Genomic DNA, 24,261 nt, shown 5'->3' on the forward strand with positions numbered 1-24,261 from the left:
TCCTCGGCCTGGCGGTGCGGCCCGCGCAGGGGGTGAGGGGAGCTGTCGCGGACCGACCACCATCGGTGACAGTCACGCTATGGAGGGGGTACGACAAAATCAGGAACGGGACAGCCTGCGCAGCAGCGAGTCGGCGCCCATCGGATACGCGCCGTGCCTGCGCACCCCGTCCGCGACCTCACGGTCCGACGAGATCACCACCAGCGGGCGGCCCGCCGGCTCGGCGCGCACGAGCTGGCGGATCAGCTCGTCGGCGGTGTCGCCCTTGCGCGAGAAGAGCACCCGTACGCCGCGCGGCGCGGGCGGCAGCCCGTGCACCCGCTCGGCGCCGTCGAACACCACAGTGACCTCGTCGCCGGTCTGCGCGGCGATGCCGCCGAGCCCGGTGATCAGCCGCTTGCGCTGCTGCTCGAGCGACATCTCGGCGAAGCCGCGCTTGGTGACGTTGTAGCCGTCGACGATCAGGTGCGCCCGGGGCAGGGCGAGCAACTGGTCGAGTCGGCCCGGATCGTCGGTGTCCTGCGCGCGCGGGCGGGATCGCTCCAGGGCGCCGGGGCGGTCCGCCGCCGCGTCGGCCACGAAGTCGGCCGGCCGCTTGTCGGTGGGTTCGAGCGCCAGCTCCCGGCGCAGGCCGGAGGCGGCCTGCCCGATCGTCTCGAGCAGCAGCCAGAGGCGTGCGTCGTCGGCGGACCGGGCCTCCTTGGCGTGCTGCTTGCCGGAGGCGGCCGCCGCCTCCGCCTCCGAGAGACGGGTGCGCAGCCGGCGCAGCTCCGCGTCGTGGTCCGCGGTGACCTTGGCCGCGCGGCCCTTCTCGGTGGCCAGCAGGTCGTTTGCCCGCTTATGGGCCGCCTGGGTCTCGCGCAGCGCGCGCGAAGCGGTGCGGGCCTCTTCACGGAGCTGGCCCAGTTCCTCGCGGACCCGGGCCAGCTCGTCGCGGAGCTTGTCGGCCTCGACCTTGGCGACCGCCCGATCGTGCTCGGCTCGGGCCGCCCGCTGTTCGGCCTCGCGGATCTGGCCCGCGATCGCGGCGCTGTCCGCCTCGGCCCGGACCGACTCACCGACCGCCGCGATCAGGTCGCGCCAGTTGTCCGGCCGGACCAGATAGGCCAGCGCCGCGACCTCGACCGGGTCGGCGGCCGCCGGCGCCAGGCCGCTCGCGACCGCCGCGCCCAGGTCGCCGGCGTCGCTGACGATGCGGCCGCTGATCCGCTGGCGGAACAGCGGGTCCGCGGCGAGCTGGGCGGCGATCGCCGGGCCGCCGAGCCGGGCCCGGCGGTTCGGCGCGAAGCGGGCGACCCGCCGCAACGGCACGGGCATCTCGTCGGCGGGCAGGCCCGGCAGCGAGGCGGCGGTCAGCACGGTGATCCGCTGCCGCACGGCCTCGGGCAGCGTGGGCTCCGGCGCCGCGTCACCTTCCGCGAGATCGAGCCCCAGGGCGAGGTCGGAGCCAGGATCGGGATCGGGTTCCCCGGCGCGGGCAGGGTCGTCCGCGGGTGCCGCCTCCTCGTGGGGGCGGTCGTCGAAGGGCGACGGCGCGGGCATTTCTCTATTCTCCCACCGTGGGCTGCGGAAAAGCTTGCGGTAGCAAATGATCTTTTCCCCCGCCGCCCCGAAGTTTGTCATACCCCCTCTTTAAATTGCCCGTCGTGGCACAACCCGCATACGTGCAGGGCACTCTGGACACCCTCCTGAGCGCCGACGGCTCCGTCGACCCGGCGGCGCTGTCCCTGCGAGACACGACGTTCGTGGTCCTCGACCTGGAGACGACGGGCGGTGCACCCGACGGCGGCGGCATCACCGAGATCGGTGCGGTCAAGGTCCGCGCCGGCGAGGAGCTCGGGGTGCTCGGCACCCTGGTCAACCCGGGCGAGCGCCTGCCGCCGTTCATCACGGTGCTGACCGGCATCACCGAGGCGATGCTCGCACCGGCGCCGCCGATCGAGGCGGTGCTGCCGAGCCTGCTGGAGTTCCTGCGGGGTGCCGTGCTGGTCGCGCACAACGCGCCCTACGACGTCGGCTTCCTCAAGGCGGCCTGCGCCCGGCACGGCCACCCCTGGCCGCAGCTGCGGGTGCTGGACACGGCCGCCTTGGCCCGCCGGGCGCTGACCCGCGACGAGGTGCCCAACCGCAAGCTCGGCACCCTCGCCCAGTTCTTCCGCGCGGCCGTCCAGCCCACCCACCGGGCCCTCGACGACGCCCGGGCCACCGTCGACGTGCTGCACGGCCTGATCGAGCGGCTGGGCAGCTTCAAGGTCCACACCCTGGGCGACGCGATCGAGTTCGCCAAGGCGGTCACGCCCACCCAGCGCCGCAAGCGCCACCTCGCCGACAACCTGCCGCACGTCCCTGGCGTCTACGTCTTCCGCGCCGCCGACGAGCGCCCGCTCTACGTCGGCACGTCGGTCGACATCGCCACCCGGGTGCGCAGCTACTTCACCGCCAGCGAGAAGCGGGCGCGGATGTCGGAGATGATCGCCGCCGCGACCCGGGTGGAGGCGGTCGAGTGCGCCCACTCGCTCGAGGCGGAGGTGCGCGAGCTGCGGCTCATCGCGGCGCACGCCCCGCCCTACAACCGCAGGTCGAAATACCCGGAGCGGGTGGTCTGGCTCAAGCTCACGGCGGAGGTGTTCCCCCGGCTCTCGGTGGTCCGCCAGCTGGCCGAGGACGACGCGGCCTATCTCGGCCCGTTCTCGTCGCGGCGCACGGCCGAGCTGGCCGCGGCCGCGGTCTACGACGCGGTGCCGCTGCGCCAGTGCACCCACAAGCTCTCGACCAAGACGATCACGCCGGCGTGCGCGCTGGCCGAGCTGGGGAAATGCCCGGCACCCTGCGAGCACGAGATCAGCCCGGAGGATTACGGCACGCGCGCCGCCCTGCCCTTTCGCACAGCGACCTATGGCGACCCGGAGCCGCTGGTCGACGCCCTGCTGGCCCGGATCGAGGCGCTGTCGCAGCGGCAACGCTACGAGGAGGCGGCGGTGATCAGATCCCGGCTCGTGGCGCTGCTGCGGGCCACCGTCCGGATGCAACGGCTGCGCGCGCTGACCAGCGTCGGCGAGCTGGTCGCGGCCCGGCGCAACGACGCATACGGATGGGAGATCGTCGTGGTCCGGCACGGCCGGCTCGCGGCCGCGGCGACGTCGCCGCCCCGGCTGCACCCGCGCCCGACGCTCGACATGGCACGGGCGACGGCCGAGACGGTCCTACCCGGACCGGGCCCGGTTCCGGCGGCGTCGGCCGAGGAGACGGAGCGGATTCTCGCCTGGCTGGAACGGCCCGATACCCGCCTGGTGGAAACTTCTGGCGACTGGGTGTCACCGGCCCGTGGCGCAGCGCGCTTCGCTACCCTGCTCACCAGGGCAGAGACCGCGGCGTCGATAAGAGACTCATCCGTTCGCTCATTGGTAACTAGCCGTTCGGATGACGCTCGCTCGCTTAGGCTGTAGGGCACGCGGCGCACGAAGCCGCGAAAATCGGTGGGATCCGTGCGTAGTGCACGGTCGATCGGTGAGGGGGTGTCCGAGTGGACGTCGACGCCGGCCACGGCGCCGCCCTTGGACGCGCCCTGCCCTCCACGCCCGGCGAGATTCCGCTCTCGCGCCGGCTGCGCTCGTTCCTCAGCTTCCAGGGCAATGAAGACGATCCGGTCACCACCCTCACCCGCACCCATCGTCACATCCACCCCTCCGCCGACGCGGGCGTGCTGCGCCGCAGCTACGCCGTCGCGGAGAACATGCACCGGGGACAGTTCCGAAAGAGCGGCGACCCCTACATCACCCACCCGCTCGCGGTCGCACAGATCTGCGCCGAGCTGGGCATGGACACGACGACGCTGGTCGCGGCGTTGCTGCACGACACCGTCGAGGACACCAGCTACACGCTGGAGACGCTGCACGGCGACTTCGGCCCCGAGGTGACGCACCTGGTCGACGGCGTGACCAAGTTCGACAAGGCGTTCTACGGCAAGGTCGCCGAGGCCGAGACGATCCGCAAGATGATCGTCGCCGCCGGCAAGGACGTCCGGGTGCTGGTCATCAAGCTCGCCGACCGCCTGCACAACATGCGGACGCTGGACGCCCGCTCCCCCGCCTCCCGGGCCCGGATCGCCACCGCCACCCTCGACGTGCTAGTGCCGCTCTGCGACCGCCTCGGCATTCAGGCCCTCAAGCGCGACCTCGACGACGTGGTGCTCTACCACCTCGAGCCGGACTCGTTCGCCCGCATCGACGAGCACGTCAAGAACCGCCCGGGCTGGAACGAATACCTCGAGGACGTCCGGACGAAGGCGTCGACCGCGCTGCGCCGCTCCCGGGTGGACGCAAAGGTCGCGCCCCGGCCCCGGCATTACTACTCGATCTGGAAAGACTCGGTCGCGGGTGGCCATGCGGTGCCGCTCGACCTGCCCCGCATCGCGGTGATCGTCGACGGCCCGGAGACCGACTGCTACGCCGCGCTCGGCGCGATCCACGGCCAGTGGCGGCCGGTGGCCGGCCGGTTCAAGGACTTCATCGCCTCCCCCAAGAACAACCTCTACCGCTCCCTGCACACCACCGTCACCGGACCCGAGGGCCGCCTGGTCGAGGTGCTGATCCGGACGGTCTCGATGCACCGCTGCGCGGAATACGGCGTGGCCACCGGCTACCGCTACCCCAAGTCGGCCGAGGCCGCCGAGACCCCCGGCGCCGACCAGCTCACCTGGCTCAAGCGGGTGCTCGACTGGGAGCAGGACACCACCGACGCGGGCCAGTTCCTCGCGTCGCTGCGCTGCGACCTCGCCGAGGGCCAGATACAGGTGTTCGCCCACGGCAACACCTATGACCTGCCGGCCGGCTCGACCCCGGTCGACCTCGCCTACGAGCTGAGCGCCGACAAGGGCGACGGGACCCTCGCCGCGACGATCAACGGCCGCCTGGCGCCGCTGAGCTCCCCGCTCCGCGACGGCGACGTGGTGGAGATCTTCACCGAGACCGACGGCCACGTCGAGGTGGAGCCGGGCGCCGCACCGCGGGGCCCGCGCAAGGAGTGGCTCGGCTTCGTCAAGTCGACCCAGGCCCAGATGCAGATCAACCGCTTCTTCGCGGAGGAGAACGCACCGGGCATCAGCATCGTCGACAAGGTCCGCCTGGGCCGCGCGACGATCGGCCTGACGCTGCGCAAGCACGACCGCGGCCTGGCGAGCGAGGTGCCGCTGCGCCGCCTCGCCGAGGAGCTCGGCTATCCCGACCTGGAGACCATGCTGGTCGCGGTGACCGAGCGCAACCTGGAGCCCGACCAGGTGGTCGAGCAGCTCATCGCCCTGGTGGACCACCCAGACTGAAACGCTCGCGCCCGGCCGATAACCTTGCGGTGTGAAACTCCCTCGGCGGTTGCGTGGCGTCGCGTACCAGACGTTCTACCGGCTGCCGTACCCCGTGCGCCGCGGCATCGTGCGCCTGATCGTCCCCAAATATCTCGTCGGCGCGGTCACCATCGTCCGCGATTCGGAGGCCCCCGAGCCGGGCCGCCTGCTCCTGCTCCGCCAGCCGCCGGGGCGCCGCTGGGGCCTGCCGGCCGGCCTGCTCAAGAAGGCCGAGGCCCCGGCCGTGGGCGCGGCCCGTGAGCTCGTCGAGGAATCCGGCGTGGTGATCCACCCGGATGCCCTGACGCCGGCGGTCCCGAACGCTATCGTCCATCCGAAGGGCTGGGTGGACACGATCTTCATGGGCGCCGTCCCGGCGTCGACGACCCCGCTCGTGGTGGACGGGGGCGAGGTCCTGGAGGCGCGCTGGTTCCCGCTGGACGATCTGCCGCCGCTGACTCCCAACACGGCGCTCCTGCTCGGCGTCTACGGCATGGGCCCGCTCGCGACGCAGCAGGCCTCATGACGATCTGCGCGGTGGTGCTCGCGGCCGGCGAGGGCCGGCGGCTGCGCCCGCTCACGGAGTTGCTCCCCAAGGCGCTCTGCCCGGTCGGCAACGTCGCCCTGTTGGACCGGGCGCTCGCCCGGCTCGCCGGCCTGGGCCTCACCGGCCCGTCCGACGTGGCGGTCAACGCGGCCTACCTCGCCGACCAGGTGGTGGCGCACGTCGGCGACCGGGCCCACCTCTCGGTGGAGCCGGACGGCCCGCTGGGCACCTCCGGCGGCGTCGGCCGCCTGCTCCCCTGGATCGACGGCCGCGGCGCGCTGGTCGGCAACGCCGACGCCTACCTGGCCGACCCCGGCCGCGAGCCCGGCAAGGACATCGCGGCCCTGCTCGACGGCTGGACCGGCGAGACCGTACGCATGCTCACCCGGCCCGTGCCGGAGGGCGCCGCGGGCGGTTTCAGCGGGCAGCGCTTCGCCGGCTTCTCCCTGCTCCCCTGGCGCTACCTCCGCGACCTGACGGACCGGCCCTCCGACCTGGTCCGCACCGTCTGGCGCCCCGCGGAGGCCGCCGGCGACCTGGAGCTGGTCACCTACGACGGCGACTACATCGACACCGGCACCCCGGCGGACTACCTGAGGGCCAACCTGCACGCCGCGGCGGGCCTGATCGACCCGTCGGCCGTCGTCGACGGCGTGGCCCGGCGCTCGGTGGTGGGCGCGGGCGCCCAGGTGCACGGCTCGGTGACCGGCTGTGTGATCTGGCCGGGCGCGACGGTGACGGCACACGAGTCGCTCAGCGACGCGATCCGGGCCGGGTCGGGCCTGACGGTCACCGCCTGATTCGCACCGCCCTGCCCGCGCGTGGATAGCATGAAGCGAATCATCCGCCTCATAGCCGAGGAGACCGCGTGAACACCGCGATCGTGCACATCGACTGCGCCACCGACTCGATTCCGGAGGTCGCGGAGGCGCTTGCCGCGCTGCCCGGGGTCAGTGAGGTCTATTCGGTCGCCGGCAACGTCGACCTGATCGCCATCGTGCGGGTTCCGCGCTTCGATGACATCGCCGAGGTCATCGCGGGCCGCATCTCCAAGACTCCCGGGGTGCTCAACACCGAGTCGCACATCGCCTTCCGGGCCTACTCGAAGCACGACCTCGAGGACGCCTTCGCGATCGGCCTGCCCGAGGCCGACTGAGCACTGCCACATACGCGAAGAAGGGGGCCCCGAGGGGCCCCCTTCGTCGTGCGTTCGCTACTGCTGCTGACCCGAGGTGATCTCCTCGCGCTCCTCGCGCGCGGTCACCGGCGGCATACCCGGCGAGACCGGGGCCTCGGCCGGCTTCTCCACCGGGTAGAAGAAGCCCTTCACCGCCGGCGCCAGGGCACCGAGCCGGTTCATCTTCTTCGGTACGACCCAGCCCGCGTACTCCAGCGGCAGCGGGTGGCCGTGGTCGTCCACCGGGCCGAGCGGCTGGTGGATCTCCACGAACCGGCCGTCCGGCAGCCGCTTGATGATGCCGGTCTCCGCGCCGTGCGCGAGGACCTCGCGGTCGTGCTGCTGCAGGCCCAGGCAGATCCGGGCCGAGACGAAGTACGCCAGCGGCGGAAGGACGACCAGGCCGATGCGGCCACCCCAGGTCATCGCGTTCAGGCTGATGTCGAACTTGTCGGCGATGACGTCGTTACCGCCGGACAGGGTCGCCACGATGAAGAACGTGAACGCCATCGCGCCCAGGCCGGTGCGCTCCGGGTTGTCGCGGGGGCGCTGGAGCAGGTGGTGGATGCTCGTGTCCTTGAGGCGCCGGGCCTCGATGAACGGATAGAACATCGGAACCGTGGTCAGCGCGCCCAGGCCGACGACCGCGGGCCAGAACAGCGGCGGGATCACGTAGCCGTCGCCGATCGGGATGTCGATCTGCCAGGCCGGCATGAGTCGCACCAGGCCGTCCATGAACATGACGTACCAGTCGGGCTGGCTCGCCGAGGAGACCTCGGACGCCCGGTACGGGCCGAACAGCCAGATCGGGTTGATCTGGAACAGGCCGGCCATCAGCGCGATCACGCCGAACACGGCCATGAAGAAGCCGCCCTGCTTGAGCGCGTACCGCGGGAACATGCGCTCGCCCACGACGTTGTCGTTGGTCCGGCCGGGGCCGGGCCACTGGGTGTGCTTCTGCGCGAAGACCAGGCCCAGGTGCACGCTGATCAGCGCGAGCAGTCCGCCGGGGATGAGCAGCACGTGCGCGATGTAGAAGCGCCCGATGATGAACTCGCCGGGGAACTCGCCGCCGAAGATGGACGCCGAGATCCAGGTGCCGGCGACCGGGATGGACAGCATGATCGCCGAGGCGATGCGCAGGCCGGTGCCGGAGAGGCCGTCGTCCGGCAGCGAGTAGCCGGTGAAGCCGGCCAGGAAGCCGAGCAGGAACAGCGCGACGCCGATCGCCCAGTTGGCCTCGCGGGGCTTGCGGAACGCGCCGGTGAAGAAAATGCGCGCCATGTGCACGACGATCGACGCCATGAACAGCAGCGCCGCCCAGTGGTGCATCTGCCGCATGAACAGACCACCGCGCACCTCGAACGACAGGTGCAGCGAGGACGCGTACGCCGCGGACATCTCCGTGCCACGCAGCGCCGGGTAGGCGCCGTCGTAGACGACTTCCTTCATCGACGGGTCGAAGAAGAGGGTCAGGAAGACGCCGGTGAGCAGCAGCACGATGAACGAGAACAGGGCGATTTCGCCCAGCAGGAACGACCAGTGGTCGGGGAATACCTTGTTCAGCAGGCCGCGCAGCGGCGTTGCCGCCTTGTAGCGGTCGTCGAGCCCTTTGCCGACTGCTGCGGGGACCTGTGCCAGGTCAAGCTTTCGACGCTTCACGGCCGCTCCCAGAAGTCGGGCCCAACGGTTTCCTTGTAGTCCGACGCTGCCACGAGGAACCCCTCGTCGTCCAGCTTGATGGGCAGCTGGGGCAGGCGACGGCTGGCCGGACCGAAGATCGGGCGCGCGTTGTCAGTGATCATGAACTGCGACTGGTGGCACGGGCAGAGCAGCCGGTTGGTCTGCTGCTCGTACAGGCTGGCCGGGCAGCCGGCGTGGGTGCAGATCTTCGAGTACGCGATGAAGTTGCCCCACATCGAGTCCCTGTTGATCTCGTCGGCGTCGCTCGCCGCCCGGGCCTGAGCGGCGTCTTCCCCGCGCAGGTGGATGAGCAGGGTCGGCGAGTCCGCGTACTTGTTGGTGGCGCCGTGCGGGATGCCGGGGAACACCGTGATCTGGCCGCCGACGCTGACGTCCTCGGGCCGGATCGGGGTGCCGTCGGCCCGGGTGAGCCGCACCAACTCGCCGTGGTTCGGCACCGGGTCGAAGCCGGTGTGGAACATCATCGGCTGGGCGTCCCGGTGCGGGTTCTGGATCAGGCCGCCTACCAGCGGCGCGGCGGCGACCGCGCCGAGCGGCAGCAGGCCGAGCCCGATCGCGCCCTTGAGCAGCGGGCGCCGCTGCACGCCCATCTCCTCGCCGAGGTACGCGATGGTCTGTCCGGTGATCAGGCGGTCCTCGTCGCTGGACGGCTTGTTGTGCCGGTCCTGGATCGAGACCTCGTGCGGCAGCAGCTTCTTGGCCCAGGCCAGGATCGCGAAGCCCAGCGCCAGCAGCGAGACGCCGAGCGAGATGCCCAGGATCGGGGTGTAGTAGTCGCTGCGCGCGTGGCCGAGCTCGAACTCCCACGGCCAGACGATGTAGAAGACCAGGAAGACCGTCGCGCCGGCGCCGCAGAGCAGGAACAGCATGGCGATGTTGCGCACGACGCGCTTCTCCGCCTTGGAGTTCGTGCCCTGGAACTGCGACTCGTAGGTGACGATCTCGATGTCGTCGCGCCGGGCGCCCTCACGGACGATGTCGAATCGGGACAGCCGCGGGTCGTTGACGTCGACCGGCTCGGTGCCGGCGCCGTGCGCCCCGTCCTTCAGAACGCTCATGACTTCCCCGCAATCCACAGCGCCGCGAAGACCAGGATCGTGATACCCACGATGAAGATCGCCAGGCCCTCGGTCACCGGGCCGTACCGGCCGAGGTTGAACAGGCCGCCCGGGTCCTTCTCCTGCTGCAGCTGGTACTTCACGTACGTGATGATCTCGCGCTTCTCATCCGGCGTCAGTTCGTTGTCGCCGAACACCGGCATGTTCTGCGGGCCGGTCAGCATCGCCGCGTAGAGCTCCTGCTCGGTCGCGTCGTGCAGGGCGGGCGCGTGCTTGCCGGACGAGAGGGCACCGCCGCCGCCGCCGAAGCCGTGGCAGGACGTGCAGTTGAGCCGGAACAGCGCGCCACCGCGGGCCAGCGCCTCCGGGTTGTCGTCCAGGTCCATCGTCAGCGAGCCGCTCGGTACCTGCGGTCCGCCGCCCAGCTCCTGGATGTACTGGCCCAGCTGCTTCGTCTCCGCCTTGTCGAAGACCGGCTCCTTCTCCACCGCCTGCGCTTCCTGGCGGGTCATCGGCATCCGGCCGGTGCCGACCTGGAACTCGACGGAGGCCGAACCGACGCCGATCAGGCTGGGCCCGCGGCCGACGACACCCTCGGCGTTGCGGCCGTGGCAGCTGATGCAGCTGTTGTCGAAGTTCGCCTTGCCCTGCTGCGCCGCGGCGGAGAGCTGCCGCGTGTCGTCGGCGAACGCCCCGGGAGCGAATGCGGTGTAGACGCCGCCGGCCATCGCGAGCGCGGCGAGCATGCGGGCCGCGGCGCCGAGGCGCCGTCGCGCCCGGCTCGGCGCGGACCGCCGCCGGTTGAACACCCGGAAACGCCGTCCGGCGGGGGTGTCAGAAGTCATGGGCTGTGTCCCTCTGGGTTTTGACCTTGAAACTCTCACGGACGGGCGGCTACTGCAGCCAATAGATCATGGCGTACAGCGCGATCCACACGATGTCGACGAAGTGCCAGTAGTACGACACGACGATCGCCGAGGTCGCCTGCGCCGGCGTGAACCGACCCATCGTGGTGCGGATCATGTAGACGATGAAGGCGATCAGACCACCCGTGACGTGCAGACCGTGGAACCCGGTCGTCAGGTAGAACATGGAGCCATAACCGTCGCCGTTGAGCTTGATGCCCTCCTCGACGAGGTTGCGGTACTCGTTCGCCTGGCCGAGCACGAAGATGAGGCCCATGACGAAGGTGAGGGTGAACCAGCGCCGGAGCGCGAAGACGTCACCCTTCTCCGCCGCGAAGACACCGAGCTGGCAGGTGACCGAGGAGAGCACGAGGATGACCGTGAACGTCGTCGCGTACGGGATGTTGAGAACCTCGGTGTGCCTCTCCCACATCTTCGTGTAGTCCGCCGCACGGATTGAGAAGTACATGGCGAACAATGCCGCGAAGAACATGAGTTCGCTGGAGAGCCACACGATGGTCCCCACGCTGACCATGTTGGGTCGGGTCAGCGAGTGGATCCGGCTCTTGTCGATGGCTGCCGCTGTCACGGGCTCATTATTGCCCCGCGATCACTGCAACGTGTCGCGGGGGGCCTAATCCGGTATGTGTCACCGCCCCGTCATCCGGCGAACACCCTGATGGGCCTAGCCTCAGGAGGTGCAGCACACCGAAATGCCCACACTCACGATCGCCGGCGGGGATACTCTCCCCCCGCCGTTCAGCGTCGCCGAGATCTTCACCCAGATCCGGCTGACCAGCCTTCTCGCGCTCTTCCTGCTGATCGCGGCCGCCGTTTACCTGTACGGCGTGCACCGCATGCGGCGGCGCGGCGACCACTGGCCCGCGGGGCGCACCGTGGCGTTCATCGGCGGCGGCCTGGGATCCATCGCGGCGGTCTCGGTGTCCGGCATCGAGGCGTACGACACGACACTGCTGAGCGTGCACATGGTGCAACACATGGTGTTGTCAATGGTGGGACCGATCTTCCTGGCCCTGGGCGCGCCGGTGACCCTCGCCCTGCGCACGCTGCCCATCGGCAACCGCAGGGCGCTGCTGCGGGTGCTGCACAGCCGGTTCGTCGCGGTGCTGACGTTTCCGCTGGTCGCGTTCGGATTGTTCATCGCGAACCCGTTCATCCTCTACTTCACCGGCGCCTACCGGGCCACCCTCGAGCACCCGTGGCTGCACGAGGCCGTCCACGTGCACTTCATCGTCACGGGCTGCCTGTTCTTCTGGCCGCTGCTGGGCCTGGACCCGCTGCCGAACCGCTGGCCGTACCCGGCCCGGGCCCTGCTCATGGTGCTGTCCGTGCCGTTCCACACCGTGCTGGGCCTGACCATCATGCAGAGCCGGACCCTGCTCGGCGGTGACTGGTACCCGAACCTGGGCTTGACCTGGTCAAACCCGTGGAACGATCAGGTCGTGGCGGGCGGCATCCTGTGGGCGGGCGGCGAGATCGTCAGCGTCACGATGCTGGGCATCCTGGTCATGCAGTGGATCAGGCAGTCCGAGCGCGAGGCGAAACGGATCGACCGCGCCCTGGACCGGGCCGAGGCGGCCGAGCGCATGGAGGCGGCGTCCGCGACCAAGATCACAGACGAGACCCCTCCGGTACGACCACAGACGGACACCGAATAGCCCGTTCGGTACGATCAGCGCGCACCTACGAGCGTGGGAACCGGGGCACACATGAACGACGACAGCAAGCCGCAGCCGGACAAGTACACCGTCCTGCTGTACAGCGACGATCTCGCGGTCCGTGACCGGATCAGGCTGGCGATCGGCGTCCGCCCCGCCGCGGATCTCGCCGTGGAGTTCGTGGACGCCTCCACCTGGGAGGAGTGCCGGATCCTGCTGGACACCTTCGAGGTCGACCTGATGGTCCTCGACGGCGAGGCGGCACCGGCCGGTGGCCTGGGCATCGCCCGGCAGACCAAGGACGAATACGCCGACCCGCCGCCCACCTGCGTCGTGATCGCCCGCGCCGCCGACCGCTGGCTGGCCGCCTTCGCCCAGGTCGACGCGACCCTGGTGCACCCGCTCGACCCGGTGACCACCGGTCAGACCATCGCCGCCATGCTCCGCGGCCGCCGCAACGGCGTGATCCCGCTGGGCACCATGGGCAAGCTGGGCTGACACCCCCCTCTCTCCCCCCGCGAAGGAGTGCCCACCATGGGCGCACGTACCTGGCCGAACCTGCTGAGCGCCCTGCTGCGGGCCGAGGAGCTGTCGGCGCAGGACACCGCCTGGGCCATGGGCGAGATCATGGCCGGCAACGCCACCCCGGTGCAGGTCGCCGGCTTCGCGGTGGCGCTGCGCGCCAAAGGCGAGACGCCGGCCGAGCTGGCCGGCCTGGTCGAGGCGATGCTGGCCAACGCCACGGTCGTCGACCTGCCCGAGGGCGTGCGCGAGGACGCGATCGACGTGGTCGGCACCGGCGGCGACCGGGCGCACACGGTCAACATCTCCACGATGGCCGCCATCGTCGCGGCGGCCGCCGGGGTGACGGTGGTCAAGCACGGCAACCGGGCGGCCTCCTCCGCCTGCGGCACCGCCGACCTGCTCGAGTTCCTCGGCATCCCGCTCGACCTCGGCCCGCAGGGCGTGGCCCGCACGGTCGCCGAGGCCGGCATCGGCTTCTGCTTCGCGGCCCGCTACCACCCCGGCATGCGGCACGCCGCGGTGACGCGGCGCGAGCTGGGCCACCCGACGTTCTTCAACGTGCTGGGCCCGCTGACCAACCCGGCCCGGCCCCGCTCGGCGGCGGTGGGCTGCTTCGACCAGCGGATGGCGCCGGTGATGGCCGAGGTGTTCGCCGCCCGGGGTGACTCGGCGCTGGTGATGCGCGGCGAGGACGGCCTGGACGAGTTCACGACGGCCGCGCCGACCCGGGTGTGGATGGTCCGCGAGGGCACGGTCACCGAATCCGTGGTGGACGCCGTTGACCTCGGGCTGCCCCGCAGCAAGGCCGGCGATCTGCGCGGCGGCGACGCGGCGTTCAACGCCGGCGCGGCGCTGCGCATGTTCGCCGGCGAGCCCGGCCCGGTCCGCGACGCCGTCCTGGTCAACGCCGCCGCGGCGTTCGCGGCGCACGCCGGCTTCCCGGGCGGGTTCGCCGACACGATGCGCGCGGGCATCGCCCGGGCCGCGGAGACGGTGGATTCGGGGGCGGCTACGGCCCTGCTGGACCGCTGGGTCGAGGCGGCGCGGGCGGCCAAGGCCGCCGAAACGGTCTGACCTCAATATTTTTCTGACACGCCGAGCGGGGTTCCCGCACCGGCTCCTCCACCGTGACAACGTTTTAGTGACATTCGGGTATATCCACCTTCCGGCGAAGAGGAGCCACCCGTGCGAGAACGCGAACTGCGTTGCGTCATGTGCGATACCGAACTGCCTTTCGAGACCCCGCCCTGCGCCGACGGCCATGCGGAGGACTGCCCTGAGCTCCTCTGCACCCGGTGTGGCGCCGCGGAGATCCTGGCACCGGTGACCATCCGCGTGCTGTTGTCCGCCGGCGGGTCGCGGGTGGCGCCGCAGCAGCGCCGCGCGGCCTGACCCACCACCCGGCGGCACCCGCCCGTGACCGGCCCCGTGCCGCGTTGCGGGGGCACCGCGGGCCTCAAAACACAGAACGGCCCGCATCCCCCGGGGGATGCGGGCCGTTCCAACGTTCTCGGCCGGTCAGTGCTCGGCCGGGTGCCGGGTGCCCGAGTAGTACTCGAACAGCATGCCGCAGGCGCCGAGGATCACCATGATCAGGCCGAGGGCGATCAGCCACGCCATCCAGTAGACCAGGCCCATGCCGGCGATCGACGCCGCCAGCGCGATGCCGAACGGCCAGTAGCTGCCCGGGCTGAAGAAGCCGATCTCGCCGGCGCCCTCCGCGATCTCGCCGTCCTCGCGGTCCTCGGGACGCAGGTCGATGCGGCGGGCGACGAACCAGAAGAAGCCGCCGCACATCGAGCAGAGCAGTCCGGAGAGGGTGAGGGCGACGAAGCCGATCCACTCCAGCTGTCCGGTTTGGCCGTGTGTCCACACGCCGTAGACGGCAGCCGCGCCGAACAGGAAGACGGCGACGCCGGCGAAGATCTTGTATTCGGTCTTCAACTCGGGCTCCTACTTCCCTGCCGAGGCGGGATCGTCTTTGTGGTTCCAGGATCGGCCCTGCCGGCGGGTGTCCAGCGGCACGGTCGTGACCGCGAAGCGCTCGTCCCCGGTGTAGCCGATCACGCCCATGGCATCCGGAGTGGTGGCACCGGCCACCTTGGCGGCGAGGAACTTCTCGTACTTCTCCGGCGAGACAACCACGAGCTCAAACTGCATGAAGGCGTGGTAGGTGCCGCACAGCTCGGCGCAGCGGCCGACGTAGCGGCCCTCCTTGTCGAGGGTCACCTCGAAGGTGTTGCGCACGTTGCCGGGGAACACGTCGCGCTTGAAGAGCATCTCCGGCACCCAGAACGAGTGGATGACGTCCTTGCTGGTCTCCTCGAAGCGGATCTTCTTGCCCGTCGGCAGGACCAGCAGCGGGATGACGTCGCTCGATCCGAGCGTCGACGCCACGGTCTTCGCGTCGGCGCCGGGCGCGTCCCGGTAGTTGAACTGCCAGTTCCACTTGAAGGCGACGACCTCGACGGTCATGTCCGGCTTCGCCGACAGCTTGTCCACGTTGGTCTGCACGATCGCGGTGTAGTAGAAGAGCACCGCGACGATCAGCACCGGCGTGACCGTGTAGAGGATCTCCAGCGGCATGTTGAACCGGGTCTGCACGGGCAGCTTGTCGCCGCGCTTGCGGTACCGGATCATGCACCAGAAGATCAGGCCCCAGACGAAGAAACCGACGACCAGCGCCGCGATCACCGAGGCGATCCACAGGTCGTACATCCTGTGGGCCTGCGGGGTGATGCCGCCCTCCGGCCACCCGAAGCCACCGAAGGCGCTTCCGATCCCGTTCAACGAACAGCCCGACAGCAGGGCCAGCAGCATGGCACCACCGACACCGAGCCCGGCTAGCCGTACGACGCGCGGCCGTGCGACCGAACTCCTTGAGACCACCTGCTCCTGCCTCCCTAGAGCACCGCCCGGTGCGAAATCGGACACCGGCGGCAAGGTGTCACCGACGGTCGCACACTACTCGACCTGGCCCGGCCACCCGATTACCGGGGGTCCGATCATCGAGGTACCCGCGCAACCACTGATCATGTGGACGATACCGTCCTGAAGATGGAATTCAGGGCTGTTCATGCCGGTGCGCCCACGTACCTCGACGCGGCCACGGCCGCGCCCCTGCATCCGGTGGCCCGCCAGGCCCTGCTCGCCGCCCTCGAGGACGGCTGGGCCGACCCGGACCGGCTCTACACCGCGGGCCGGCGGGCCCAGCAGCTTCGGGACGCGGCACAGGCCACCGTCGCCGACTGCCTGGGCGTACGCCAGGACGAGGTGTCGTTCCTCTCCTCCGGTACGGCCGCGGCGCACGCCGCCGTGCTGGGCGGGCTCGCGGGACGCGCGCGGGCGGGCCGGACACTCGTGCACTCGGCCGTCGAGCACTCCGCGGTGCTGTACGCCGCCGCGCTGGGCGAGGCGGTGCCGGTCGGCGTCGACATCCGCGGCCGGCTCGACCTGGACGCCTGGCGCGAGGCGGTCCCGGCCGCCGGGGTGGCGCTGGCCGCCCTGATCAGCGCCAGTCACGAGGTCGGCACCGCGCAGCCCGTGGCGGCCGCCGCCGAGGCCTGCGCCGCGGCCGGGGTGCCGCTGTACGTGGACGCCGCCCAGTCGATCGGGCGCGCGAGCGTGCCACCGGGCTGGTCGCTGCTGACCGCCAGCGCGCACAAGTGGGGCGGCCCGCCGGGCGTCGGCGTGCTGGTGGTGCGCAAGGGGGTGCGGTGGCGCTCGCCGTACCCGGGTGATGATCATCACCGGCCGCGGCCGGTGGGCGCGCTCGACCTGCCGGCCGTCGTCGCGGCCGCGGCGTCCCTGCGCGCCGTGCTCGCCGAGGCGGACGCCGAGGCCGTACGGCTGTCGGCGCTGGTGGAGCGGATCAGGGCGACCGTCGCGGCGACCGTGCCCGACGTGGAGGTCGTCGGCGACCCCGTCGAACGGCTGCCGCACCTGGTGACCTTCTCCTGCCTGTACGTCGACGGCGAGGCCCTGCTGCACGCGCTGGACCGGCACGGCTTCGCGGTCTCGTCGGGCTCGTCGTGCACGGCCTCGACGCTGCGGCCCAGTCACGTGCTGGAGGCGATGGGCGTGCTCAGCCACGGCAACGTACGGGTGTCGCTGCACCGGGACACGACGCCGGACGACGTCGACCGCTTCCTGGCGGTGCTGCCCGGTGTGGTCGCGGAGATCCGCAAGGAGGCGGGGATGTGATCGAGGTGGACTCCCGCGGCCGGCGCTGCCCGCTGCCGATCATCGACCTCGCGAAGAGGATGCCGTCCGCCGAGGTCGGCGAGGTGATCCGGGTGCTGGCGGACGACCCGGCGGCGGCCAACGACATCCCGGCGTGGTGCCGGATGAAGGGCCACGACTACCTGGGCAGCCCGGCGCCGGACGCCTACGAGGTGCGCAGGGTCAGGTAGTCGACGACCGGCTCGACCGGCTCCTGGGCCAGGAACGTGTCGACGACCAGCCGGGGGCCGGGATAGGGCTCATATTCGGTCTGGCGCTCGAGCACCCGGACCCAGTCGGGGATGCCGTCGTGCGCGCGGGCCGCATAGCGGGACTCGACCCGGCGGCGGTGCTCGGCGTCGTCGCCGCAGACCACCTCGACGACCCGCAGCGGGACGTCGAGGTGCTCCGCGAGCTCGGTCCAGAGCTGCCGGGCCGCCTTCACCGGGTTGACCGCGTCGATGATCACGTGGTGACCCATCCGGAGCTGGGTCTCGGCCAGCGCCGCCACCACCCCGTACGCGGCGTAGCCGGGCCGGGGTTCGGTGACGTCGTAGGCCTGCATCGTGAAGTCGACGGTGTCGACGGCGAGCACCGCGGCCGGCAGAACCGCCCCCACCTGCTGGGCGAGGGTGCTCTTACCCACGCCCGGCAGACCGGCGAAGACGGCGAGGACCATCGGGCTACGCCGGGGCCGGCAGGTGCGGCTGGATCTCCGCGGCGGCCACGTCACCGTAGGAGTCGGCGAGGCGCTTGAGGAAGAAGTCCTGCTTCACGTCGTATTCCTGGGGGCCGACGGTCTCGAGGACCAGGGCCGCGACCAGCGAACCGACCTGCGCGGCGCGCTCGAGGCCGACGCCCCAGCCCAGCGCCGCGAAGAAGCCGGCCCGGAAGCCGTCGCCGACGCCGGTCGGGTCCTCGGCGATGACGTCGCGGGCGACCGGCACGTGGATGCGCTCGATGCCGCGGCCGGTGATCTCGACGCCGTCCTTGCCGAGCGTGGTGACCCGGATCTTGACCTGCTCGAGGACCTGCTCGCTGGTGAGACCCGCCTTGGTCTCCAGCAGCGACCGCTCGTAGTCGTTGGTCATCAGGTAGTCCGCGCCGCGGATCAGCGTCATCACGTCGCTGCCGTCCATGCGGGCGAGCTGCTGCGACGGGTCGGCGGCGAACGCGTAGCCGCGGGCCCGGCACTCCTGCGAGTGGCGGATCATGGCGGCCGGGTCGTTGGCGCTGACCAGCACCAGGTCCAGCCCGCCGGCACGCTCGGCGACCGGGGCGAGCTCGATGTTGCGGGCCTCGCTCATCGCACCGGCGTAGAAGGACGCGATCTGGTTGAGGTCGTCGTCGGTGGTGCAGACGAAGCGCGCGGTGTGCGCGACCTCGCTGACGTGCACCGAGTCGCAGTCGACGCCGTGGCGCTCGAGCCAGGACCGGTAGTCGGCGAAGTCGGCACCGACCGCGCCGACCAGGATCGGGCTCAGGCCGAGCTTGCCCATGCCATAGGCGATGTTCGACGCCACGCCGCCGCGCCGCACGACCAGGTCGTCGACCAGGAACGAGAGCGAGACCTTGTGCAGCTGGTCCGCGATGAGCTGTTCGGCGAACCTGCCGGGGAAGTGCATCAGGTGGTCTGTGGCGATCGAGCCGGTAACGGCGATCTTCATGTCGGCCCTCGTGGTCGGGTGCGATTACCGGGTGAGCCTACCGGCACCCGGCGCGGACAACATCCGGGCGTCGCCCGGCTGACACGCGAAAGGGCCGCCCCCGAAACCAGGGACGACCCTTTCGCAATACGGTCAGTGGAACGAGTCGCCGCAGGCGCAGGAGTTCTGCGCGTTCGGGTTGTCGATCGTGAAGCCCTGTGCGTCGATGCGGTCGGCGAAGTCGATCGTGGCACCCGCCAGGTAGGGCGCGCTCATCCGGTCGACGACCACCTCGACCCCGTCGAAGTCGGAGACGACGTCGCCGTCCAGCGACCGCTCGTCGAAGAAGAGCTGGTATCGCAGGCCGGAGCAGCCACCGGGCTGCACGGCGATGCGCAGGCGCAGGTCGTCGCGACCTTCCTGCTCGATGAGGCCCTTGACCTTGACAGCCGCGACGTCGGTCAAAATGACGCCGGTCGGCGCGGCCGTGGTGACCTCGGTCGACTCGGTGTGCGCTTCAGTGGTCACGTTGCGGTTCTCCCTGCCGGTCCGGTGATGTGCCGTACCGGCCAACGCTAACCCTGTTCGGTTGTATTCCCAATTGCTCTGGCGGAGATGTCGAACACCTGCTCAGCGGCTCCATTGCCGGGCGAGCCTGGCGGCGATCTCGCGCAGGCCCCGGGCGGGCTCGGCCAGCGCCCGCTCCTCGGAGCCGAAATGATCCACGAGGGCGTAGGTCTCGGTGACCCCGGCGCCGGCCGCCTCGCGGTGGCCGGTCTCGTTGCGCCCGGCGACGACCACGCAGGGCAGGCCCCGGTCGCGGGCGCCGCCCGCGATGCCGGCCGCCACCTTGCCGCGCAGCGACTGATGGTCGAAGGACCCCTCGCCGGTGATCACCAGGTCGGCGGCGTCCAGCTGCGCCTCGAGGCCGATCAGTTCGGTGACCAGCCCGATGCCGGAGACCACCCGGGCGCCGAGGGCGAGCAGGGCGGCACCGATCCCGCCGGCCGCGCCGCCGCCGGGCAGACTGCGCAGGCCGTCGACGCCGAGGGCCTTCTCCAGCACGCCCGCGAAGTGGTCGAGCGCGGCGTCGAGCCGGAGCACGTCCTGCCTGGTGGCGCCCTTCTGCGGGCCGTAGACGTTGCTGGCGCCGTGCAGCCCGGTCAGCGGGTTGTCGACGTCGGTGGCGGCCACCAGGCGCACCTGGCGCAGCCGGGGCGTGCCGCCGAGCCCGGCCGCGGTGATCAGCGGCGCCCCGCCGTGGGGCAGGGCGTAGCCGCTCTCGTCGACCGGGGCGGCGCCGAGCGCGGCGAGCATCCCGGCGCCCGCGTCGTTGACCGCCGAGCCGCCCAGCCCGACCACGATCTCCGCGGCGCCGGCCTCCACCGCCGCGGCGAGCAGCAGGCCCAGCCCGTAGGAGGTGGCGGCGTTGACGTTGCGCTCGGGTGCGGCCAGCAGGTGCAGCCCGCAGGCCTGTGCGCTCTCGACGTAGGCAGTGGCGCCGGCCAGCAGGATCTCGCCGCGCGCCGGGCGCCCGAGGGGGTCGACGGTGGCGACCGGCACCCGGCGGCCGTCGAGCGCGGCGGCCAGCACCTCGACGAATCCCGGCCCGCCGTCGGAGAGCGGGCGCAGCACCGTCTCGTCGCCCGGGGCGGTCTCGTGCCAGCCCTCGGCGACGGCGGTGGCGGCCTCGGCGGCCGACAGCGTGCCGGCGAACTTGTCCGGGCAGATCAGTACGCGCACGCTGAGACGGTACGGGCCGCCGCCGCGGAGTGCCATAGGACACCCTTTCGACCCCCGACGGCGCGGCAACGTTGTGGAAACATGGTTGCGTGACGCCGACCTGGACCGAACCCTCAAACACCGCAACGGCGCTGCTGCTCCTCGGCCGCGGCACCGACCCCGCCAGCGAGCGCGGCGTCGACTGTCCCGGCGATCTGCCGGCGCCGAGCGACCCCGACCTCGTCGCCCGCGCCGCCGCCGCCAAGGCCGCGCTCGGCGACCGGGTCTTCGTGCTCGGTCACCACTACCAGCGCGACGAGGTCATCCAGTTCGCCGACGTCACCGGCGACTCGTTCAAGCTCGCCCGCGAGGCCGCGGCCCGGCCGGACGCCGAGTTCATCGTCTTCTGCGGCGTGCACTTCATGGCCGAGAGCGCCGACATCCTCACCGGCCCCGAGCAGCGCGTCGTGCTGCCCGACCTGGCGGCGGGCTGCTCGATGGCGGACATGGCCGTGCTGGGCCAGGTCGAGACGGCCTGGGACGAGTTCACCGACCTGGGCATCGTGGGCGACGTGGTCCCGGTGACCTACATGAACTCGTCGGCCGACATCAAGGGCTTCGTCGGGCGCAACAACGGCGTCGTCTGCACCTCCTCCAACGCCAAGCGCGCCCTGACCTGGGCCTTCGAGCAGGGGCAAAAGGTCTTCTTCCTGCCCGACCAGCACCTCGGCCGCAACACGGCGGTCCTGGAGATGGGCTTCGACCTGGACGACTGCGTGCTCTACGACCCGCACAAGCCGCACGGCGGGCTCACCCCGGAGCAGTTCCGCGACGCCAAGATGATCCTCTGGCGCGGCCACTGCTCGGTGCACGGCCGCTTCACCGTCGACAGCGTCCGCGAGGTCCGCGAGCGGGTGCCCGGCGTCCGCGTGCTGGTGCACCCCGAGTGCCGGCACGACGTGGTCCGCGCCGCCGACGAGGTCGGCTCCACCGAATACATCATCAAGGCCCTCGACGCGGCGCCTGCCGGTTCGGCCTGGGCGATCGGCACCGAACTCAACCTCGTTCGCCGAATGGCGCTGGCACACCCCGACAAACAGGTCATGTTCCTGGACCGGACGGTGTGCTATTGCTCGACGATGAACCGGATCGACCTCCCGCACCTCGTCTGGGCGCTCGAAGAGCTCGTGGCGGGCCGGGTTCCCAACCAGATCACGGTCGACGCGGACACCGCGAAGTACGCCCGGGCGGCTCTCGACCAGATGCTCGCGCTCCCGTAAAAATCTTACTCTGCGTAATCGGTGGTAAGCCGTCTGCACGCCTGGACCTTTCTGTTGCCTTAATCATCAGCAATTCGTGCCGTCCTAGGCGTTGTCGAGATTTCTGCACTGGTCACTCAGGGCTATGCTGCCCGGGCGGCAGCCGCTGGTCCCCCACCGCCGGCTGCATCCCTAATCCGCATCCGGGCGTGTTCACACGCCCGCCTCTGGAGGTTGCGTTGACCGACGACGTCCTGGCCGTACACGGCGGTGCGCCGCTGCACGGACAGATCCGGGTCCGTGGCGCCAAGAACCTGGTTTCCAAGGCCATGGTGGCCGCCCTGCTGGGCGAGTCACCCAGCCGGCTCTTCGACGTGCCCCGCATCCGGGACGTGGAGGTCGTCCGCGGCCTGCTCGGCCTGCACGGCGTCAAGGTCACCGACGGCGCCGACGACGGCGAGCTGGTGATGGACCCCACCAACGTGGAGAGCGCCAGCAGCGACGAGATCAACGTGCACGCCGGCTCGAGCCGGATTCCGATCCTGTTCTGCGGCCCACTGCTGCACCGGCTCGGTCACGCGTTCATCCCGGATCTGGGTGGCTGCCACATCGGCCCGCGCCCGATCGACTTCCACATCCAGGCGCTGCGCCAGTTCGGCGCGGTAGTCGACAAGACGCCCGAGGGCATGCACCTCACCGCGCCGAACGGGCTGCACGGCACCAAGCTCGAGCTGCCGTACCCGAGCGTGGGCGCCACCGAGCAGGTGCTGCTCACGGCGGTCCGCGCCGAGGGCGTCACCGAGCTTCGCAACGCGGCCATCGAGCCGGAGATCATGGACCTCATCTGCGTGCTGCAGAAGATGGGCGCCATCATCACCGTGCACACCGACCGGGTCATCGAGATCCTCGGCGTCTCGAAGCTGCACGGCTACAACCACAAGCCGATCCCGGACCGGATCGAGGCCGCGAGCTGGGCGGCGGCTGCGCTCGCCACCCGCGGCGAGATCGAGGTGCTGGGCGCGCAGCAGGCCGACATGATGACGTTCCTGAACGTCTTCCGCTCGATCGGCGGCGAGTTCGAGATCACCGACGCCCGGGTGGCCCGCACCGGCGTGACAGGCGTCGAGGGTGGCATCAAGTTCTGGCACCCGGGCGGCGAGCTCAACGCCGTCGCGCTGGAGACCGACGTGCACCCCGGCTTCATGACCGACTGGCAGCAGCCCCTGGTGGTCGCGCTGACCCAGGCCCGCGGCCTGTCGATCATGCACGAGACCGTGTACGAGCAGCGCCTGGGCTACACCGAGGCGCTCAACACCATGGGCGCCACGATCCAGGTCTACCGCGACTGCCTCGGCGGCACCCCGTGCCGCTTCGGCCGGCGCAACTTCAAGCACTCCGCCGTCATCGCGGGCCCGAGCAAGCTGCACGCCGCCGACCTGGTGATCCCGGACCTGCGGGCCGGCTTCAGCCACCTGATCGCGGCGCTGGCGGCCGAGGGCACCTCCCGGGTCTACGGCGTTGACCTGATCAACCGCGGCTACGAGGACTTCGAGGGCAAGCTGGCCGCCCTGGGCGCGCTGGTCGAACGGATCTAGCTAGTCCTTTCGTCTGCTTTCACCGGGACCGCGCCGACAAACGTCGGCGCGGTTTCGGCTTTGCCGAGGCTCTTGGCTACTCTGCTGAGGTGCCCTCGCTGTTTCGCCGAAAGTCCGCCGACCTCGTCTCCGACGCCACCGCCACGGTGACCTCCGAGCGCGAGCAGGCTGCCGCCTCCAAGCCCAAGGCCTACACGCCCTCGAAGAAGGAGCTGGGCGTCGCCACGCCCAAGCGCACCAGCGCCCAGCGCCGGCACGACACGGCGGCGGCCCCGGCCAACCGGCGCGAGGCCTACAAGCAGATGCGCGATCGCCAGAAGGTGGAGCGCGCCGAGGCCTCGGCCGGCATGCGCGCCGGTGACGAGCGCTACCTGCTCGCCCGCGACCGCGGCGCGGAGCGCGCGCTGGTCCGCAACATCGTCGACTCCAAGCGCACGGCGGGCACCTGGTTCTTCGCCGGCGCGATCATCGTCTTCATCGGCTCGACGGGCGCCATGCCCCGCGAGGTCCGGCAGGGCGCCAACCTGCTCTGGGCGGTCCTGGCCATCGCGGTGGTCATCGACAGCGTGCTGATCTCCCGCCGGGTCAAGAGCCTGGTCAAGGCCCGGTTCCCGGCCACCACGCAGAAGATGGGCTCGCTCTACCTCTACGGCGTCATGCGCGGGCTGACGTTCCGCCGCATGCGCGTCCCGAAGCCCCAGGTGCAGCTCGGCGCCAAGATCTGACCGAGCCGCCGCCGGCCGGTCATTCGACCCCGGCGAGGCGCAGCAGGGCCGCCGTGGCCGCGGCCACGAGCACGACCACGACGCACCGGGGGCGGCGCCGCGCGAGCCGCGCCCCGGGGCGCACCCCGGGCGGCCCGGCGAGCCCCGCGCAGGGGGCGGC

Annotated in this window: 25 protein-coding genes; 14 read left to right on the plus strand and 11 right to left on the minus strand. The window is 71.0% G+C overall.

Annotated elements, in window-relative coordinates:
• Nucleotides 1-99 precede the first annotated feature (99 nt).
• Complete coding sequence (locus tag AB0F10_RS13495; RefSeq protein WP_360623417.1) at nt 100-1,542, minus strand: NYN domain-containing protein; 1,443 nt, start codon at nt 1,540-1,542, stop codon at nt 100-102.
• Nucleotides 1,543-1,646: 104 nt separating this feature from the next.
• On the opposite strand from AB0F10_RS13495, the gene AB0F10_RS13500 reads away from it, so the two are divergent.
• The 5 genes from AB0F10_RS13500 to AB0F10_RS13520 all read left to right on the plus strand — a co-directional run bounded on the left by AB0F10_RS13500 (nt 1,647) and on the right by AB0F10_RS13520 (nt 7,041).
• The gene (locus AB0F10_RS13500; RefSeq protein WP_360623419.1) at nt 1,647-3,446 is read left to right on the plus strand and encodes a DEDD exonuclease domain-containing protein; all 1,800 of its coding nucleotides are present in this window, start codon (nt 1,647-1,649) and stop codon (nt 3,444-3,446) included.
• Between the two features lie 77 nt (nt 3,447-3,523).
• The gene (locus AB0F10_RS13505; protein ID WP_360623421.1) at nt 3,524-5,317 is read left to right on the plus strand and encodes an HD domain-containing protein; all 1,794 of its coding nucleotides are present in this window, start codon (nt 3,524-3,526) and stop codon (nt 5,315-5,317) included.
• 31 nt (nt 5,318-5,348) lie between these two features.
• Nucleotides 5,349-5,864 carry an NUDIX domain-containing protein gene (locus AB0F10_RS13510; protein ID WP_360623423.1) on the plus strand — a complete coding sequence of 172 codons (516 nt, stop codon included), beginning with the start codon at nt 5,349-5,351 and terminating at the stop codon, nt 5,862-5,864.
• Nucleotides 5,861-6,685: an NTP transferase domain-containing protein gene (locus tag AB0F10_RS13515; protein ID WP_360623425.1), complete on the plus strand. Its 825-nt coding sequence runs from the start codon at nt 5,861-5,863 to the stop codon at nt 6,683-6,685. Before AB0F10_RS13510 ends, AB0F10_RS13515 begins: the two co-directional genes overlap by 4 nt.
• A gap of 68 nt (nt 6,686-6,753) precedes the next feature.
• Nucleotides 6,754-7,041, plus strand: coding sequence for an Lrp/AsnC ligand binding domain-containing protein (locus AB0F10_RS13520; protein ID WP_360623427.1), 288 nt, complete (start codon nt 6,754-6,756; stop codon nt 7,039-7,041).
• 57 nt (nt 7,042-7,098) lie between these two features.
• Here the strand turns inward: AB0F10_RS13520 and AB0F10_RS13525 are convergent, their stop codons facing one another.
• The 4 genes from AB0F10_RS13525 to AB0F10_RS13540 are packed head-to-tail and all read right to left on the minus strand — an operon-like array spanning nt 7,099 to nt 11,318.
• Entirely contained in the window at nt 7,099-8,724 is a 1,626-nt protein-coding gene (locus tag AB0F10_RS13525) for a ubiquinol-cytochrome c reductase cytochrome b subunit (protein WP_360623429.1), read from the minus strand.
• Nucleotides 8,721-9,824 (minus strand): Rieske 2Fe-2S domain-containing protein, encoded by a 1,104-nt coding sequence (locus tag AB0F10_RS13530; RefSeq protein WP_360623431.1) that lies wholly within the window; start codon nt 9,822-9,824, stop codon nt 8,721-8,723. Before AB0F10_RS13530 ends, AB0F10_RS13525 begins: the two co-directional genes overlap by 4 nt.
• Complete coding sequence (locus tag AB0F10_RS13535; protein WP_360623433.1) at nt 9,821-10,669, minus strand: c-type cytochrome; 849 nt, start codon at nt 10,667-10,669, stop codon at nt 9,821-9,823. The genes AB0F10_RS13530 and AB0F10_RS13535 overlap by 4 nt, the downstream gene beginning before the upstream one ends.
• 49 nt (nt 10,670-10,718) lie before the next feature.
• The gene (locus AB0F10_RS13540; RefSeq protein WP_360623435.1) at nt 10,719-11,318 is read right to left on the minus strand and encodes a heme-copper oxidase subunit III; all 600 of its coding nucleotides are present in this window, start codon (nt 11,316-11,318) and stop codon (nt 10,719-10,721) included.
• 124 nt (nt 11,319-11,442) lie between these two features.
• Between AB0F10_RS13540 and AB0F10_RS13545 the strand changes: the two genes are divergently transcribed.
• From AB0F10_RS13545 to AB0F10_RS13560, 4 genes are all read left to right on the plus strand, one after another.
• Nucleotides 11,443-12,408, plus strand: coding sequence for a cytochrome c oxidase assembly protein (locus AB0F10_RS13545; protein WP_360623469.1), 966 nt, complete (start codon nt 11,443-11,445; stop codon nt 12,406-12,408).
• A gap of 51 nt (nt 12,409-12,459) precedes the next feature.
• The gene (locus AB0F10_RS13550; RefSeq protein ID WP_360623437.1) at nt 12,460-12,906 is read left to right on the plus strand and encodes a hypothetical protein; all 447 of its coding nucleotides are present in this window, start codon (nt 12,460-12,462) and stop codon (nt 12,904-12,906) included.
• Nucleotides 12,907-12,942: 36 nt separating this feature from the next.
• Nucleotides 12,943-14,007: an anthranilate phosphoribosyltransferase gene (gene trpD, locus AB0F10_RS13555; protein WP_360623439.1), complete on the plus strand. Its 1,065-nt coding sequence runs from the start codon at nt 12,943-12,945 to the stop codon at nt 14,005-14,007.
• A 111-nt stretch (nt 14,008-14,118) separates the two neighbouring features.
• A complete protein-coding gene (locus AB0F10_RS13560; protein WP_360623441.1) occupies nt 14,119-14,325 on the plus strand; it encodes a hypothetical protein in 207 nt (68 codons plus the stop codon).
• 126 nt (nt 14,326-14,451) lie between these two features.
• On the opposite strand, the gene AB0F10_RS13565 is transcribed toward AB0F10_RS13560, so the two are convergent.
• The gene (locus AB0F10_RS13565) at nt 14,452-14,877 is read right to left on the minus strand and encodes a cytochrome c oxidase subunit 4 (RefSeq protein WP_360623443.1); all 426 of its coding nucleotides are present in this window, start codon (nt 14,875-14,877) and stop codon (nt 14,452-14,454) included.
• 9 nt (nt 14,878-14,886) lie between these two features.
• A complete protein-coding gene (coxB, locus tag AB0F10_RS13570; RefSeq protein WP_360623445.1) occupies nt 14,887-15,753 on the minus strand; it encodes a cytochrome c oxidase subunit II in 867 nt (288 codons plus the stop codon).
• 237 nt (nt 15,754-15,990) lie between these two features.
• Here coxB and AB0F10_RS13575 point away from each other — a divergent pair, with 237 nt between their 5' ends.
• Nucleotides 15,991-17,136 (plus strand): aminotransferase class V-fold PLP-dependent enzyme, encoded by a 1,146-nt coding sequence (locus tag AB0F10_RS13575; RefSeq protein ID WP_360623447.1) that lies wholly within the window; start codon nt 15,991-15,993, stop codon nt 17,134-17,136.
• Complete coding sequence (locus tag AB0F10_RS13580; protein ID WP_360623449.1) at nt 17,133-17,345, plus strand: sulfurtransferase TusA family protein; 213 nt, start codon at nt 17,133-17,135, stop codon at nt 17,343-17,345. Before AB0F10_RS13575 ends, AB0F10_RS13580 begins: the two co-directional genes overlap by 4 nt.
• Here the strand turns inward: AB0F10_RS13580 and AB0F10_RS13585 are convergent.
• The 4 genes from AB0F10_RS13585 to AB0F10_RS13600 form a co-directional block, all read right to left on the minus strand.
• Nucleotides 17,321-17,833: an ATP-binding protein gene (locus AB0F10_RS13585; protein ID WP_360623451.1), complete on the minus strand. Its 513-nt coding sequence runs from the start codon at nt 17,831-17,833 to the stop codon at nt 17,321-17,323. The genes AB0F10_RS13580 and AB0F10_RS13585 overlap by 25 nt on opposite strands.
• A 4-nt stretch (nt 17,834-17,837) precedes the next feature.
• Nucleotides 17,838-18,821, minus strand: coding sequence for a carbohydrate kinase family protein (locus AB0F10_RS13590; protein WP_360623453.1), 984 nt, complete (start codon nt 18,819-18,821; stop codon nt 17,838-17,840).
• Between the two features lie 132 nt (nt 18,822-18,953).
• Nucleotides 18,954-19,328 carry an iron-sulfur cluster insertion protein ErpA gene (gene erpA / locus AB0F10_RS13595; RefSeq protein ID WP_360623455.1) on the minus strand — a complete coding sequence of 125 codons (375 nt, stop codon included), beginning with the start codon at nt 19,326-19,328 and terminating at the stop codon, nt 18,954-18,956.
• A gap of 102 nt (nt 19,329-19,430) precedes the next feature.
• Nucleotides 19,431-20,579, minus strand: coding sequence for a glycerate kinase (locus AB0F10_RS13600; RefSeq protein WP_360623457.1), 1,149 nt, complete (start codon nt 20,577-20,579; stop codon nt 19,431-19,433).
• A 53-nt stretch (nt 20,580-20,632) separates the two neighbouring features.
• Between AB0F10_RS13600 and nadA the strand changes: the two genes are divergently transcribed.
• The 3 genes from nadA to AB0F10_RS13615 all read left to right on the plus strand — a co-directional run bounded on the left by nadA (nt 20,633) and on the right by AB0F10_RS13615 (nt 24,101).
• A complete protein-coding gene (gene nadA, locus AB0F10_RS13605) occupies nt 20,633-21,802 on the plus strand; it encodes a quinolinate synthase NadA (RefSeq protein WP_360623459.1) in 1,170 nt (389 codons plus the stop codon).
• A 218-nt stretch (nt 21,803-22,020) separates the two neighbouring features.
• A complete protein-coding gene (gene murA / locus AB0F10_RS13610) occupies nt 22,021-23,376 on the plus strand; it encodes a UDP-N-acetylglucosamine 1-carboxyvinyltransferase (protein ID WP_360623461.1) in 1,356 nt (451 codons plus the stop codon).
• An 89-nt stretch (nt 23,377-23,465) separates the two neighbouring features.
• Nucleotides 23,466-24,101 (plus strand): DUF3043 domain-containing protein, encoded by a 636-nt coding sequence (locus AB0F10_RS13615; RefSeq protein ID WP_360623463.1) that lies wholly within the window; start codon nt 23,466-23,468, stop codon nt 24,099-24,101.
• Nucleotides 24,102-24,261: the final 160 nt, after the last annotated feature.

This window comes from Actinoplanes sp. NPDC026623, assembly GCF_040638275.1.
Lineage (GTDB): Bacteria > Actinomycetota > Actinomycetes > Mycobacteriales > Micromonosporaceae > Actinoplanes.

Excerpts from the sequence above, each read along its gene's own strand:
- AB0F10_RS13495 (WP_360623417.1), bottom strand. The coding sequence starts at position 1,542 with ATGCCCGCGCCGTCGCCCTTCGACGACCGCCCCCACGAGGAGGCGGCA.
- AB0F10_RS13515 (WP_360623425.1), top strand. The coding sequence starts at position 5,861 with ATGACGATCTGCGCGGTGGTGCTCGCGGCCGGCGAGGGCCGGCGGCTG.
- AB0F10_RS13530 (WP_360623431.1), bottom strand. The coding sequence starts at position 9,824 with ATGAGCGTTCTGAAGGACGGGGCGCACGGCGCCGGCACCGAGCCGGTC.
- AB0F10_RS13535 (WP_360623433.1), bottom strand. The coding sequence starts at position 10,669 with ATGACTTCTGACACCCCCGCCGGACGGCGTTTCCGGGTGTTCAACCGG.
- AB0F10_RS13545 (WP_360623469.1), top strand. The coding sequence starts at position 11,443 with ATGCCCACACTCACGATCGCCGGCGGGGATACTCTCCCCCCGCCGTTC.
- AB0F10_RS13550 (WP_360623437.1), top strand. The coding sequence starts at position 12,460 with ATGAACGACGACAGCAAGCCGCAGCCGGACAAGTACACCGTCCTGCTG.
- trpD (WP_360623439.1), top strand. The coding sequence starts at position 12,943 with ATGGGCGCACGTACCTGGCCGAACCTGCTGAGCGCCCTGCTGCGGGCC.
- coxB (WP_360623445.1), bottom strand. The coding sequence starts at position 15,753 with ATGCTGCTGGCCCTGCTGTCGGGCTGTTCGTTGAACGGGATCGGAAGC.
- AB0F10_RS13575 (WP_360623447.1), top strand. The coding sequence starts at position 15,991 with ATGGAATTCAGGGCTGTTCATGCCGGTGCGCCCACGTACCTCGACGCG.
- AB0F10_RS13585 (WP_360623451.1), bottom strand. The coding sequence starts at position 17,833 with ATGGTCCTCGCCGTCTTCGCCGGTCTGCCGGGCGTGGGTAAGAGCACC.
- AB0F10_RS13590 (WP_360623453.1), bottom strand. The coding sequence starts at position 18,821 with ATGAAGATCGCCGTTACCGGCTCGATCGCCACAGACCACCTGATGCAC.
- AB0F10_RS13600 (WP_360623457.1), bottom strand. The coding sequence starts at position 20,579 with ATGGCACTCCGCGGCGGCGGCCCGTACCGTCTCAGCGTGCGCGTACTG.